Source organism: Nocardiopsis sp. NPDC058789, assembly GCF_042745575.1.
Lineage (GTDB): Bacteria > Actinomycetota > Actinomycetes > Streptosporangiales > Streptosporangiaceae > Nocardiopsis > Nocardiopsis eucommiae.
Genome location: NZ_JBHYOW010000003.1, coordinates 202,831 through 214,886 on the forward strand (window position 1 = coordinate 202,831; position 12,056 = coordinate 214,886).

Consider the following 12,056-nt stretch of genomic DNA (forward strand, 5'->3'; position numbering starts at 1 on the left):
ACGGGCGCGCGGTCAGACGTCGAAGAAGACGGTCTCCCCCTCCCCCTGGAGGCGGATGTCGAGGCGGTAGCCGTCCTCCTCCCTGTGGGCCACGAGGGTGGCGCGGGCCGCCGGGTCCTCGATCGAGTTCAGGACGGGGTCGGCCGCGTTGGCCGCCTCCTCCTCGGGAAAGTACAGGCGGGTGACGACCCGGTGCAGCATGCCGCGCGCGAAGACGGAGACGTCGACGTGGGGCGCCTGCGCGCCGGTGGGTCCCGGGACGCCGCCCGGCTTGAGGGTGAGGATCCCGTAGGAGCCGGTGGCGTCGGTGGGGCACCGGCCGAACCCCCGGAACCCGGGCAGCGAGCGGGCCCCGCGCGGGTCGTCGGGGTGGTCGAAGCGCCCGTCCGGGTCGGCCTGCCAGGTCTCGACCAGGGCGTCGGTGACCGGGGCGCCCGCCCCGTCGTACACGGTGCCGCGCAGGTGGACCGCGCCGGGCGTGCCCTCCGCCACGGCGAAGGGGCCGTCCGGCCACGGCAGGCCGAGGTGCAGGTAGGGGCCGACGGTCTGGGACGGGGTGGTGGGCACCTCGTCTTCGGTGGTCCGGGCGTTCACTCGTCCTCCTCCTGAACCTCTTCCTCGGACTCGAACGGGGTCTGCTCGCGTCCACGCAGCACGATGTCCCACCGGTAGGCGAGGGCCCACTCGGGTTCGGTCGCGTCGTGGTCGTACCGGGCCAGCATGCGTTCGCGCGCACGTTCGTCGGGGACCGACTGCCACATCGGGTCCTGGAAGAACAGGGGGTCGTCGGGGAAGTACATCTGGGTGACCAGGCGCTGGGTGAAGGCGCGTCCGAACAGCGAGAAGTGGACGTGGGCGGGACGCCAGGCGTTCCGGTGGTTCTTCCAGGGATAGGCACCGGGCCGGACGGTGACGAACCGGTACCGCCCCTCGGCGTCCGTGAGGACCCTCCCCGCCCCGCTGAAGTGGGGGTCGAGCGGGGCGGGCCAGGTGTCCCCGGCGTGGCGGTAGCGTCCGGCGGCGTTGGCCTGCCAGATCTCCACGAGGGTGTGCGGGACGGGGAGGCCTCCGCTGTCGCGGACCCGGCCGTGCAGGATGACGCGCTGTCCCTGGGGTTCGCCGTCGTGCTGTCGGGTGAGGTCGTGGTCGTGGGGGCCGAGGCGGTCCTCCCCCAGGACGGGCGCGGTGATCTCGGTGAGCGTGTGCGGCAGCGGCGTGAGCGGGCGCCGGGGGTGGCGCAGCGCGGTGCTCCGGTAGCCGGGGTAGTCCAGGGGCGGGTGGGAACCGTGGTCCCGCACGTAGCCGGGCACGTACGGCCCGCCGCCGTCGGGGGTGGTGGACATGTGGTCCTTCCATTCGGACGGGCCCGGAGGCCCCGAGGGGGTGGCTCGGCGCGATGGCGCCGCCGTGGGGGGTGGTGGGGGGCCGGTCCGTCCCGGCCGAGGACGCGGTTCGGGGCCCGGGTGGTGAGGGCCCACCGGGTCTCAGGCGACGCTGGTCAGGGCGCGGAGCACGGGCGGTTCGGTGTCGGTGGGCGCGGGGGTGCGGTCGGGTGTCATCCGGACCAGGGTCAGGTCCCGCAGGCCCTGGCCGATGGCCTCGTGCCCCGCCGCCACGGGAAGGAGGTGGGTGAACCCCTCCGGAGCGACGGTGTCACCGTCGCGGACGAGCCGCCGGACCGCCTCGTCCAGGGGCACGGCCATGGCGACCCTCCCGTTCGTATAGCGAATCAATGTTCACAGTGCGAACAATCGGGTACGACGTTAGCGCCGATCCCTGGACGGGTCAAGACACGGCCCGACTGTTCGGTATGAGAACATCGCGAGGGCCGCGACCCGACGCGGCACCGACACGACCCCCGCACCCGGACCTGGAAGGCCCCATGACCACCGAAGACGCCCCCGAACGCGGCGCACACTTCGTGCAGTCCCTGGAGCGGGGCCTCATGGTCGTCCGCGCCTTCTCGGCCGAGCGCCCGTCGATGACCCTCAGCGAGGTCGCCCGTGTCACCGACCTCACCCGGGCCGCGGCCCGGCGGTTCCTGCTGACGCTGGTGGACCTCGGGTACGTACGCACCGACGGCCGCATGTTCGCCCTCACACCGCGCGTGCTGGAGCTGGGGTACGCGTACGTCGCCTCGGCCGGGCTGCCCGACGTGGCCCAACCGCACCTGGAGGACCTCTCCGCGAAGGTCCGCGAGTCCGCCTCGGTGTCGGTGCTCGAAGGGGACGACGTCCTGTACGTCGCCCGCGTGGCGACCTCGCGGATCATGGCGGTGTCCATCGCCGTGGGCACCCGCTTCCCCGCCTCCACCACCTCCATGGGCCGGGTGCTGCTGGCCGGGTACGGAGACGCCGAGCTCGACGCCTACCTGGACCGGGTGGAGCTGCGGCCGCTGACCCGGTTCACCCTCACCCGCCCCGCCGACCTGCGGTCCGAGATCCTGCGCGTGCGCGAACAGGGGTACGCGATCGTCGACCAGGAACTGGAGGAGGGGCTACGCTCGCTGGCCGCCCCCGTCCGCGACGCGAGCGGTCACGTCATCGCCGCGACCAACGTGTCCGCGCAGGCCAACCGAGCCTCGATCGAGGACGTCCGGCGCGACCTGCTCCCCGCCCTGCTGGAGACCACCGCGCGCATCGAGGCCGACCTCGCCTCGGTGGCCCGACGCGACACCGCTCGCTGACCCCGGACACGGCTCCGCGGCCCGACCAGGACGGGGTCGGGCCGCGGAGCGTCCGGGGGTTCAGGCCGCCAGCGCGAGCAGCTGGGGGACGGTCAGGACGGCGACGTAGAAGCCCATGAACTGCACGCCGCTGTGCATGTTGAACATCTTCCCGAACAGCCCGCCCACCAGGCCCACGGTGAGGGTCACTCCCACCGCGAGCAGGCCGCCCTCGTACAGGCAGATCACCAGGATCAGCCCGGCGAAGGCGCCGATGATCGCCTCGTGCGAGATCCGTCGCATGACGAACGAGGCCGCCCGGTGCGCGTAGGTCATCGCGAACGGGTAGGCGATGACGGAGGCGATGACCACGCCCAGCAGTCCGTAGAGGAGGAACTCGCCGCTGGACAGCAGGTCGTGCAGGTTGTGCGTCTCCCCCGTCTCGGTGTTGACGGTGTGCACCGGCGGCGCGTTGAACAGCGGCGCGGCCGGTCCGGCGGCCATCGGCGAGAGGGGCAGCCCCAGCGCGATCAGCGGGATCAGGGTCTCCGCGATGTAGGTGGACTCCGTGGTGCCGTTGCGCACCGACATCACCGTGGTGAGCCGGTGGTACCCGTTCTTGATCCGGGCGCCGACGATCTCGCCCATGAGGACCGTCATGGCGACCGGGGAGAACACGAAGGTCGCGCTGGACACGCCCGCGGCAGCGCTCGTGTACCCGACCTGCTTGCGGTCCAGGACCTTGAGCGGGTTGGGGATGCGGCCGGACCAGGTCCGGGTGTCGGGCGCCAGGTCGAAGCGGCGACGGGCGCGGCGCCGCAGCGACTCCCGCCCCGAGGGCGCCAGGGACAGGAACAGGTCCGCGATCAGCGGCCCGGTGGCGATGCCCAGGAAGAAGCTGATCGTCAGCGTCCCTCCGGTCGTCTGGGAGACGAAGGCCTGCATGCCCACGACCAGCAGCACGAACGGGATCAGGGCGAGCACCGCCGCCAGCCGGCCCTTGGACGTGTAGGCGATGAGCACGGCCGCGACCACGAAGATCCACGGCGCCGCCTCTCCGATGGCGTCCGCGAAGGGGCTCAGGGCCCACGCGAACAGCACGGCCAGGGGCACCGACAGGAAGGCGGCGACCACGCCACCGGAGATCGCCTTGCGCAGCGCGATGTGCGGCACCCCGAGCTCACGGAGCAGTTGGGCGTCCCTGAGCATGGGCACGGCCAGCGTGTCCCCGGGGATGCCCAGCAGTGCGGTGGGGATGGCGTGGGTGATGTGCTTGGCGACGATCCCCGCCATGAAGAACGTGAACACACCCGCGGGCGGGACACCGAGCAGGACCACCAGCAGGGTCAGCGGGGCGATGGTGGCCGTCTCGTCGGTGTAGGAGGCCAGGCCGATGAAGGCGAAGACCACGGCGCCGATCAGGCCCATGCCCAGGGCCCAGGAGGCGTCGGTCAGCAGTTCGGGACTCACGGAGCCTCCCTCTCCTCGCGGCGGCGGTGCTGCGCCAGCAGGTCGTCGTAGAGCCCGAGCGCCCGCAGCTCACTCCGCACGGGTTCGGACAGTTCGCTGGGGTCGCCGAGCGGGCCGTAGTCGGCCTCGACGGCGTCCATGGCCGCGCGGCGGCTCTCCTCGGTGGGCGCGTGTTCGGTGACCACGCGCTTGGGCGCGAACAGCAGGGCACCGACGAACCCGGCGAGCAGGCAGCCGACCAGCCCGACGAGGAGGGCGTAGGTCCCGGCGACCGTCGCGTCGTCCACCAGCCGGGAGAACAGCAGTTCGGCGCCCAGGTACAGGGGCACAGTCAGGCCGACGCCCAGGGCGATGGCCCAGATCGTGTGACGGGAGTCGACGGTGTCGCCCCAGATCTCCAGCAGGCGGCCGCCGTCCTCCTCCGGCTCCGTCGCGGGCCCGGACATCATCGACCCCTCATCTGGCTGAGGACGGCCTCGGCGCGGTCCTGGCGGATGGCCTTCTCCTGGACGAGCACCGCCACGACGCGGTCGACCTCGTCGCCGCTGGCTCCGGCGGCGACGGCGATGTTCCTGGCGTGCAGGGACATGTGGCCGCGCTGGATACCCTCGCCCGCCAGGGCCCGCACGGCGGCGATGTTCTGTGCCAGGCCCACGGCGGTGACGAGCTCACCGAGCGCGGTGGCGTCGGCGACCCCGGTGAGCGCGACGGCGGCCTGGGCCGCGGGGTGGGTGCGGGTCGCGCCTCCGACCAGGCCCACCGGGGTGGGCAGTTCCAGGGTGGCCACGACGTTGCCGTCGGTGTCGCGCTCGAAGGCGGACAGCGAGGTGTAGCGGCCCTGCGCGTCGACGGCGTGGGAGTGGGCCCCGGCCTCGACCGCGCGGGTGTCGTTGCCGGTGGCCAGCACGACGGCGGAGACGCCGTTCATGATGCCCTTGTTGTGGGTGGCCGCGCGGTAGGGGTCGGCGGCGGCCAGGCGGTAGGCGTGGATCATGTCGGTGGCGATGGCCTCGCCCCCGAGGGCCTCGGTGTCCAGCACGGCCCGCGCGCGGGTGAGTCGCAGGTCGGCCTTGTTGGTGAGGATGCGCAGGACCGGACGGCCCCCGGCGGCCTCGGCCAGCCGGGGCGCCACCGCCTCGGCCATGGTGTTGACGGCGTTGGCCCCCATGGCGTCGCGCACGTCGACCACGAGGTGGGCGACGACGTAGGTCTCGTCGAACGCCGTGACCGTGCGGACGGTGAGGTCACGCACGCCGCCGCCGACCTCGACGAGACGGGGGTCCTGCTCGTTGGCCAGCGCGACGAGTTCGGCGCGGGCCTCCAGGACCCGCAGACGCGCGGCCTCGGGGTCGGCCACGTCCACGACCTGGATCTGTGCCTGCATCACCGGGCCGGTCGCGCTGGTGTGGAAGCCGCCCAGGACCCGGGCGATGCGGGCGGCGTTGCTCGCGGCGGCCACCACCGAGGGCTCCTCGGTGGCCATCGGCACCAGGACGTCACGTCCGTTGACGGTGAAGTTGGTGGCGACGCCGACCGGGACACCCATCACGCCGACGGCGTTCTCGATCATGTGGTCGGCGGCGGCCACGCTCAGGCCGTGCTGGTCGAGGGCGTCGAACACGGACGCGTCCAGGCCGCTGACGGAGGCCAGGCTCGCGCGCCGCTCCTGGACGCTGAGGGAACGGAAACCGGACAACCTGCTGGTTTGCACCACGTGTGGATTCACTCCTGAGGGAAGGGGCGCCCCCGGTGTGGGGTACGTCACTGCGGATTGGTCCATCCAAGCAGCGCCGTTCACCTCGGCGACATGTCCGAAACGGACAGGAAACCCGCGGTCACCCTGTCACTTTCCCGCCCTGTCGGAGCAGGTGGAGGCGGGTGGCCACGGTCACCCGGAACAGGGAGTCGGCGGACCGCCAGTCCTCGCCCAGGAGCGAGGTCACCCGCTCCAGTCGCTGTTTGACCGTGTTGGGGTGGACGTACAGGGCGCGCGCGGCACGGGTCACGCTCCCGCCGTTTCCGGCGAGGGCGGTGATGGTTCCGGTGAGGTCGGAGTGGTGCCGGGCGTCCCAGGCGACGACGGGTCCGATCACGCGGTCCACGAAGGAGAGCGCACGACCACCGTCGGTGCCGAACATCGCCAGGTAGGGCGCGTAGTCGTCCACCTCGAAGGCCCCACGGCGCACGCCCAGCGCGGGCAGGAACGCCGCGCACTCCCAAACCTCGGTGAGGACGGCGGGCAGGTCGGCGAGGGAGCCGACGGCGGAGCCCACCGCCAGCACGGGCGCCTCCGTGGCCGCCCCGACACGCTGGGCGACCTGTTCGGCGGCGGCGGTCGGGTCCCGGCCGGGGACGAGCACGCTCACGCCCTCCCCCTGGGCCGCGGCCATCCACCCCTCGTGGACGGCCAGGGACCGGTGCGCCGCGTGCCGGTGGCGGTCGGGGACGGGGACGACGACCACGGTCCAGGGCTGGTCCAGGACGATGCCGCGCGCCGAGGCCCGTCGTCGGAGGGTGTCGGTGTCCGCGGCGCCGGAGAACAGGTCGAGGGCGAGCTCCCCGCGTACCCGCTCCTCCGCGTGGGTGACCGCCTCGCTCTGCATGGTGAGGAGGGCGAGGATCTGCCCGGACCGTTCGATGGTGCGGCGCTCGACGTCGCTCAGAGGTGCGTCGCCGGCCCCCACGAGCAGCACCCCCAGGAGTTCGGCCCCGGCGGAGACGGCGACCACCACGTCCGGGCCCGGGCCCTCCACCGAGGCGCAGTGTCCGGACTCGCGGCTGCGGGCGAGGGCCCTCGCGACCGCCGGGGCGAGTCGCCCGCCCGGCCACCACGCGTCCGCCGCCTCCGAGGTGCGGGTGACCGTGCGGTGGTCCCGGTCCGCGACCGCGACGGGACGTCCCAGGGATTCGGCCAGCGTGAGGGCCACCTCGTGTGGTCCGTGCCCGGACAGGACCAGCGCGGTCAGCCGCTCGTGCACACGGGCGGCGGCGGCCATCGCCTCGGAGTGGCGTTCGGCCCGGTCCGCCGCCTCCGTGGCGGCGGCGAACAGGCGTGCCGTGTGCAGGATGACCGCCGCCTGGTCGGCGAAGGCCGACAGCAGGGCGATCTCCTCACGGGCGAAGGGACGGGAGGCGCGGTCGGCGGCGAAGAGGACCCCGAGGATCTCGCCGTTGGCGGACATCGGCACCCCGACGAGGGAGCGCAGCTGTTCCTCCGCGATGGCGGCGTCGATCCCCGGATCGCGGTCGAAGTCGTCCCGCACGCCGTAGTCGGAGGTCCACTGGGGGGTGTTGGTGCGCACCACGCGGCTGGCGATCCCGGCTCCGGCCGGGACCCGCAGGCCCGGGAAGCGCGGGGAGACGGTCCCCCGGCTGGCGCGCACGAAGAGCTCGTCGGTCTCCCTGTCGTGGACGGACAGGTAGGTGACGTCCGTTCCGACGAGGTCGTGCGCGCGGTCGACCAGCCGCCTGAGCAGCGGTTCCACGTCCCGCACCTCGACGAGGTCGCGTGTGCTGGCGATCAGCGCGGAGAGTTCGCCCTCGCGCCGCCGCAGGCGCGCCAGGCGCGAGGACAGGCTCCTGACCCGCTCGACCAGTGCGCCGTCCACGGGCCCCAGGAGGGCGGTGACGTCGTCCGTGGACGGGTGCGTTCCCTCCTCCAACCGGACCAGCAGATCCGCGAGCGCGCGCTGGCTGCTCGCGTCGAAACGCGGGAGACCTTCTTCCATCGCACCAGTGTCACATCCTCGCTGGTGAGACGGTACGGGCGACCCCGCGTCCCCGGCGGTGACAGGGGGCGCACGGCTCAGAGCCCGGCGTCGGCTCCCTCGGTCTCCGCGCCCGTGCGGGCGCGGTGGCGGCGGACGGCGTCGCGGTTGCCGCAGGCGGGGGAACAGTACCGTTGCCTCCCGTTGCGGGAGAAGTCGGCGTACACGTGCGCGCAGCCTCCGGCCGCGCAGCGGCCGAGGCGGTGCATACCGCGACCGGTCAGGTGCAGGGCGGTGCCGACGGCGATGAGGGAGGCGATCTGCCGGTGGGCGGGCAGGTCGTCGGGGCGGTAGTGCAGATGCCAGCCGGTGCCCGCGTGGTCGGTGAGCCTCGGCGGACCCGAGTACTCGGTGAGGAGGGCGTTGAGGCGTTCGGCCCGGGCGGGCGGGTCCGCGCTGTCCACGACCGCGGCCCACCCGGTCAGGAAGGCGCGGACCTCGGAGAGGTCGTGCTCCCCCACCGGGCGTTCCAGGAGGAAGCCCACCTCGGCACAGCGCCGTTCCAGGTCCGCGGTGTCGGAGCAGGGCCGGTTGGCCAGGTCCACGGCCAGGGAGAGCGGCCCCTGTCCGTAAGGGTTGAGATGCATAATGCCATTACACCAGACTGGGTGCCATGACCGAGCACGAACACCTCTGGACCACCGACTCCTCCCATCCGACCAGTGAGGGCATGGTCGTCTACCAGCGGTGCCACTGCGGAGAGCACCGCGTGGCCCTGACCCCACCGGTCCTCCAGGCGCACACGACCGCCCCCGAGCGGCACGGCCGCTGAACGGTCCCGCTCCCCGATCGCCCCCTGCTCACGTCCGGACGCCGATCCCCCGCTCCAGGGTGCGCACGACCGCCGGAGCCACCGCGTGCCGGGGCATCTGCCCGCGCCCGGCCCGCTCCAGCCCGGTGAAGACCAGCGCCCACAGGACCTGGACCGCCCAGGCCGGATCGGCGTCCGGGTCGAAGACGCCCTCCGCCTGCCCCCTGCGCACGAGATCCGTAAGGATCTCGGGTTCGGGGTCGGCGGCGTCGGGGGCGTCGTCGAAGACCTCGTTGGCGGTGTCACCGAAGGCGAAGACCACCCAGTCCCCCACCTCCACGTGGGCAGCGACCACGCGCCGCATGGCCTCCAGAGCCGACCCCTCCTCCACGCGCGCCTCCTCCATGACCCGCCCGATCTCCGACAGCGCCTCCTCGTAGGTCGCGGCCAGCAGCCCGTCGCGGTCGGGGAAGTAGCGGTGCAGGGTGCTGCGACCCACGCGCGCAGCCTCGGCCACCTCCGAGAGCGGGGCGTTGCGGTCATGGGCCAGGACGGTGGCGGCGGCGCGCAGGATCGCCCCCCGCGTCCGGGCCCGCACCCCCGCCCTCGGGTTCTCCGTGCTCGTCATGGCGCCAACCTACCGCGTGCTCCAAAAAGGGACCTTGAACCCTCTTTATGGGACTCTCATGTCCCATTATGATCGACGGTGACCCCATCGACTCATGGAGAGGAACCCGCGCCATGCGCGTACTGGTGACCGGAGCCAGCGGAACCGTCGGCTCGCTGGTGATCCGGAGACTCCTCGATCGCGGCGCCGCCGTCCGCGCGCTCAGCCGCGACCCCGCCCGCCGGATCTTCCCCAAGGGCGTCGACCCCGTCGAGGGCGACCTGGAACGTCCCGCGACCCTGGACGGCGTCTTCGACGACGTGGAGGCGGTCCTGCTCTACCCGCACCCCGAGACCGCCGAGGAGGTCGTCGACCGCATCCGTCGGTCCGGGGTACGCAGGATCGTCCTGATGTCCTCGGCCTCGGTCCGGACCGACCCCGACGCCGAGCACGACTTCGGCCACCTGCACCACCGCCCCGTGGAGGAGGCGGTGGAGCGTTCCGGTCTGGAGTGGACCCACCTGCGCGGGGGCGAGTTCATGGTGAACGACCTCGACTCCCTCCCCGACTCGATCCGGACCGAGGGGGTGGTCCGGGCTCCCCGGGGAGACGAGCCCGGGGCGCCCGTGCACGAGGCGGACATGGCGGACGTGGCGACGGTCGCGCTGCTGGAGGACGGCCACCACGGACGGGCATACGAGATCACCGGCCCCGAACCGATCACCCCGGCCGAACGCGCCGCCGTGATCGCCGGGGCGCTGGGACGGGAGATCACGTTCGTGGCGCTGACCCTGGCCGAGGCACGCGACCTGTGGCTCGCCCAGGGCGTCCCACCGGAGATCTGCGACTGGCTGCTGTGGGAGTCGGATCCCGGCGAGGAGGACGCGGCCGCCCCCGACGATTGTGTGTCACCGGACTACGAACGGGTCATGGGCCGTCCCGGGCGCACCTACGCCCGGTGGGTCGACGACCACCTCGACGCCTTCCGGTAGCCCCCGCGTCCGGGCCCCGAACGCCTTGCGTGCTCCCGCGCCACCTGGAATCCTGCGGACCCCGGCCGGGGCGACACGGGGCGGCGGACACGGGTCGCGCCCCCGCCGACCTGGCACCATGGCACGAACCCGGCCGTCGTGCCGCAGTGGAAGGAAGACAGTGACCGACGCACACACCACTCCCCCCGTCGCAGAACAGGCGGGCACCCTCCTCCTCGGAGGGGACCTGCCCGTCCACCGCCTGGGCTTCGGAGCCATGCGGATCGTCGGTGAGGGGGTGTGGGGGCCGCCCCGCGACCGGGACGGCGCCCTGGCGGTCCTGCGCAGGACCGCCGAGCTCGGGGTGAACTTCATCGACACCGCCGACTCCTACGGCCCCCAGATCAGTGAACAGCTGATCCGCGAGGCGCTCTACCCGTACGCGGACGACCTGGTGATCGGCACCAAGGCCGGATTCGTGCGCACCGGTCCCGCCGAGTGGCACCGGCTGGGACGCCCGGAGTACCTGCGGCAGCAGGTGGAGCTGAGCCTGCGCAACCTGGGGGTGGAGCGCATCGACCTGATGCAGCTGCACCGGATCGACCCCGAGGTGCCGCTGGCCGACCAGCTCGGCGTGCTCACCGACCTCCAGACGGAGGGCAAGGTCCGGCACATCGGACTGAGCGAAGTGAGCGTGGACGAACTGTCGGCGGCCCGCGCGATCGCCCCGATCGCCTCGGTGCAGAACCAGTACGCGCCGTCCTTCCGCCAGTCCGAGGACGTCCTGGAGCAGTGCGAGAAGGACGGGATCGCGTTCCTGCCGTGGGCGCCGGTCGGCCGGGGCGAGATGGCGGCGACCGACTCCCCGCTGGCCGGGATCGCCGCCCAGCACCGGGTGAGCCCGGTACAGCTCGCGCTGTCCTGGCTGCTGCACCGCTCCCCCGTGATGCTGCCGATCCCGGGCACCTCACGGGTGTCCCACCTGGAGGAGAACACGGAGGCGGCCACGGTGCGGCTCTCTGAGGAGGAGGTCGAGCGGATCAGTCAGCTCCTGTCCTGACCCGAACACGGGCGCGGCCCGGCGGAGGAACCCTCCGACGGGCCGCGCCCGCGCGGCCGTCCGTTCACACGGAGGCCGTGCCGTCCCGGATCAACCGGGACGCATGCGGAACACCTGCAGGCGCATGTCGTAGTACTTCTCGGTCTCACCGACCCATTCCATCCCGAGCCTGCGAGCCACGGCGATCGCCCGCTCGTTGTGGGGGCGCGCGACCGCGAACACCTCCTCGATCCCCTGACTGAACGCCCAGCCGATGATGGCCCGGCTCGCCTCGGTCGCGTAGCCCCGGCCCCACACGTCCGGACGCAGCACCCAGGAGAGCTCGAAGTCCTCCTCGAACGGCGGGAGGAGTTTCAGGGACAGCCCTCCCACCAGTTGTCCGTCCTTCTGGTCCACGATCGCCCAGCGCCCGGCGGGTGGGATGAGGTTCGGTCCCGCCTCGATCCACGCGTGGAGCACCGAGCGCATCGCGCTGATGTCGGTCACCGGGTGCCACTCCGGTGTCAGCCAGTGCGCGACCTCCTCGGCCCCGTAGATCTGGAGGGCCGCGTCGGCATCGCCCAGCTCCCACTCCCTGATCAGGAGTCTTTCGGTTGGCAGCTCAAGGCTCATATACCAACGGTAACCCGGAAGAATCCGGCGGGACAGGGGTGCGGACCAAGAGACTGCCCCGCGCCCGGCGAACCTGGTCAGGGAGCGCGATCGGGGCCGCGGAGGAGGTCGAACACCGAAGCCGCAAGAGCAGGACGCAAAACCTTTCGCTTC

Annotated in this window: 13 protein-coding genes and 1 pseudogene; 4 read left to right on the plus strand and 10 right to left on the minus strand. The window is 72.6% G+C overall.

The features are described from left to right. Positions 1 to 12: 12 nt before the first annotated feature. From pcaG to ACFW3L_RS05105, 3 genes and pseudogenes are all read right to left on the minus strand, one after another. Positions 13 to 594 (minus strand): protocatechuate 3,4-dioxygenase subunit alpha, encoded by a 582-nt coding sequence (pcaG, locus tag ACFW3L_RS05095; protein ID WP_378736536.1) that lies wholly within the window; start codon positions 592 to 594, stop codon positions 13 to 15. After that, a complete protein-coding gene (pcaH, locus tag ACFW3L_RS05100) occupies positions 591 to 1,343 on the minus strand; it encodes a protocatechuate 3,4-dioxygenase subunit beta (protein ID WP_378736538.1) in 753 nt (250 codons plus the stop codon). The genes pcaG and pcaH overlap by 4 nt, the downstream gene beginning before the upstream one ends. Positions 1,344 to 1,547: 204 nt before the next feature. Beyond that, positions 1,548 to 1,703: pseudogene (locus ACFW3L_RS05105) on the minus strand (CoA transferase subunit A); the annotation flags it as partial. A 179-nt stretch (positions 1,704 to 1,882) separates the two neighbouring features. On the opposite strand from ACFW3L_RS05105, the gene ACFW3L_RS05110 reads away from it, so the two are divergent. Next, a complete protein-coding gene (locus tag ACFW3L_RS05110; RefSeq protein ID WP_378736540.1) occupies positions 1,883 to 2,686 on the plus strand; it encodes an IclR family transcriptional regulator C-terminal domain-containing protein in 804 nt (267 codons plus the stop codon). A 60-nt stretch (positions 2,687 to 2,746) separates the two neighbouring features. On the opposite strand, the gene ACFW3L_RS05115 is transcribed toward ACFW3L_RS05110, so the two are convergent. The 5 genes from ACFW3L_RS05115 to ACFW3L_RS05135 all read right to left on the minus strand — a co-directional run bounded on the left by ACFW3L_RS05115 (position 2,747) and on the right by ACFW3L_RS05135 (position 8,489). Continuing rightward, a complete protein-coding gene (locus ACFW3L_RS05115; protein ID WP_378736542.1) occupies positions 2,747 to 4,135 on the minus strand; it encodes a tripartite tricarboxylate transporter permease in 1,389 nt (462 codons plus the stop codon). Then, a complete protein-coding gene (locus tag ACFW3L_RS05120; RefSeq protein ID WP_378736544.1) occupies positions 4,132 to 4,584 on the minus strand; it encodes a hypothetical protein in 453 nt (150 codons plus the stop codon). The genes ACFW3L_RS05115 and ACFW3L_RS05120 overlap by 4 nt, the downstream gene beginning before the upstream one ends. After that, entirely contained in the window at positions 4,581 to 5,849 is a 1,269-nt protein-coding gene (locus ACFW3L_RS05125) for a hydroxymethylglutaryl-CoA reductase, degradative (RefSeq protein ID WP_378736546.1), read from the minus strand. Before ACFW3L_RS05125 ends, ACFW3L_RS05120 begins: the two co-directional genes overlap by 4 nt. Before the next feature lie 121 nt (positions 5,850 to 5,970). Then, positions 5,971 to 7,863, minus strand: coding sequence for a helix-turn-helix domain-containing protein (locus ACFW3L_RS05130; RefSeq protein WP_378736548.1), 1,893 nt, complete (start codon positions 7,861 to 7,863; stop codon positions 5,971 to 5,973). 77 nt (positions 7,864 to 7,940) lie between these two features. After that, positions 7,941 to 8,489 (minus strand): CGNR zinc finger domain-containing protein, encoded by a 549-nt coding sequence (locus ACFW3L_RS05135; protein WP_378736550.1) that lies wholly within the window; start codon positions 8,487 to 8,489, stop codon positions 7,941 to 7,943. A 26-nt stretch (positions 8,490 to 8,515) separates the two neighbouring features. Here ACFW3L_RS05135 and ACFW3L_RS05140 point away from each other — a divergent pair, with 26 nt between their 5' ends. After that, positions 8,516 to 8,674, plus strand: coding sequence for a hypothetical protein (locus tag ACFW3L_RS05140; RefSeq protein WP_378736552.1), 159 nt, complete (start codon positions 8,516 to 8,518; stop codon positions 8,672 to 8,674). A gap of 28 nt (positions 8,675 to 8,702) precedes the next feature. Here the strand turns inward: ACFW3L_RS05140 and ACFW3L_RS05145 are convergent, their stop codons facing one another. Then, positions 8,703 to 9,281: a TetR/AcrR family transcriptional regulator gene (locus ACFW3L_RS05145; protein ID WP_378736554.1), complete on the minus strand. Its 579-nt coding sequence runs from the start codon at positions 9,279 to 9,281 to the stop codon at positions 8,703 to 8,705. A 113-nt stretch (positions 9,282 to 9,394) separates the two neighbouring features. Between ACFW3L_RS05145 and ACFW3L_RS05150 the strand changes: the two genes are divergently transcribed. Continuing rightward, a complete protein-coding gene (locus ACFW3L_RS05150) occupies positions 9,395 to 10,252 on the plus strand; it encodes an NAD(P)H-binding protein (RefSeq protein ID WP_378736556.1) in 858 nt (285 codons plus the stop codon). A gap of 160 nt (positions 10,253 to 10,412) precedes the next feature. Next, the gene (locus ACFW3L_RS05155) at positions 10,413 to 11,291 is read left to right on the plus strand and encodes an aldo/keto reductase (protein WP_378736558.1); all 879 of its coding nucleotides are present in this window, start codon (positions 10,413 to 10,415) and stop codon (positions 11,289 to 11,291) included. 90 nt (positions 11,292 to 11,381) lie between these two features. Here ACFW3L_RS05155 and ACFW3L_RS05160 read toward each other — a convergent pair whose 3' ends face one another. Beyond that, positions 11,382 to 11,903 carry a GNAT family N-acetyltransferase gene (locus ACFW3L_RS05160; protein ID WP_378736560.1) on the minus strand — a complete coding sequence of 174 codons (522 nt, stop codon included), beginning with the start codon at positions 11,901 to 11,903 and terminating at the stop codon, positions 11,382 to 11,384. Positions 11,904 to 12,056 lie beyond the last annotated feature (153 nt).

Bases quoted from the DNA above. Each gene is read 5' to 3' on its own strand.
- ACFW3L_RS05130 (WP_378736548.1), bottom strand. From the start codon at position 7,863: ATGGAAGAAGGTCTCCCGCGTTTCGACGCGAGCAGCCAGCGCGCGCTC.
- ACFW3L_RS05110 (WP_378736540.1), top strand. From the start codon at position 1,883: ATGACCACCGAAGACGCCCCCGAACGCGGCGCACACTTCGTGCAGTCC.
- ACFW3L_RS05120 (WP_378736544.1), bottom strand. From the start codon at position 4,584: ATGATGTCCGGGCCCGCGACGGAGCCGGAGGAGGACGGCGGCCGCCTG.
- ACFW3L_RS05160 (WP_378736560.1), bottom strand. From the start codon at position 11,903: ATGAGCCTTGAGCTGCCAACCGAAAGACTCCTGATCAGGGAGTGGGAG.
- pcaH (WP_378736538.1), bottom strand. From the start codon at position 1,343: ATGTCCACCACCCCCGACGGCGGCGGGCCGTACGTGCCCGGCTACGTG.
- ACFW3L_RS05145 (WP_378736554.1), bottom strand. From the start codon at position 9,281: ATGACGAGCACGGAGAACCCGAGGGCGGGGGTGCGGGCCCGGACGCGG.
- ACFW3L_RS05150 (WP_378736556.1), top strand. From the start codon at position 9,395: ATGCGCGTACTGGTGACCGGAGCCAGCGGAACCGTCGGCTCGCTGGTG.
- ACFW3L_RS05135 (WP_378736550.1), bottom strand. From the start codon at position 8,489: ATGCATCTCAACCCTTACGGACAGGGGCCGCTCTCCCTGGCCGTGGAC.
- ACFW3L_RS05140 (WP_378736552.1), top strand. From the start codon at position 8,516: ATGACCGAGCACGAACACCTCTGGACCACCGACTCCTCCCATCCGACC.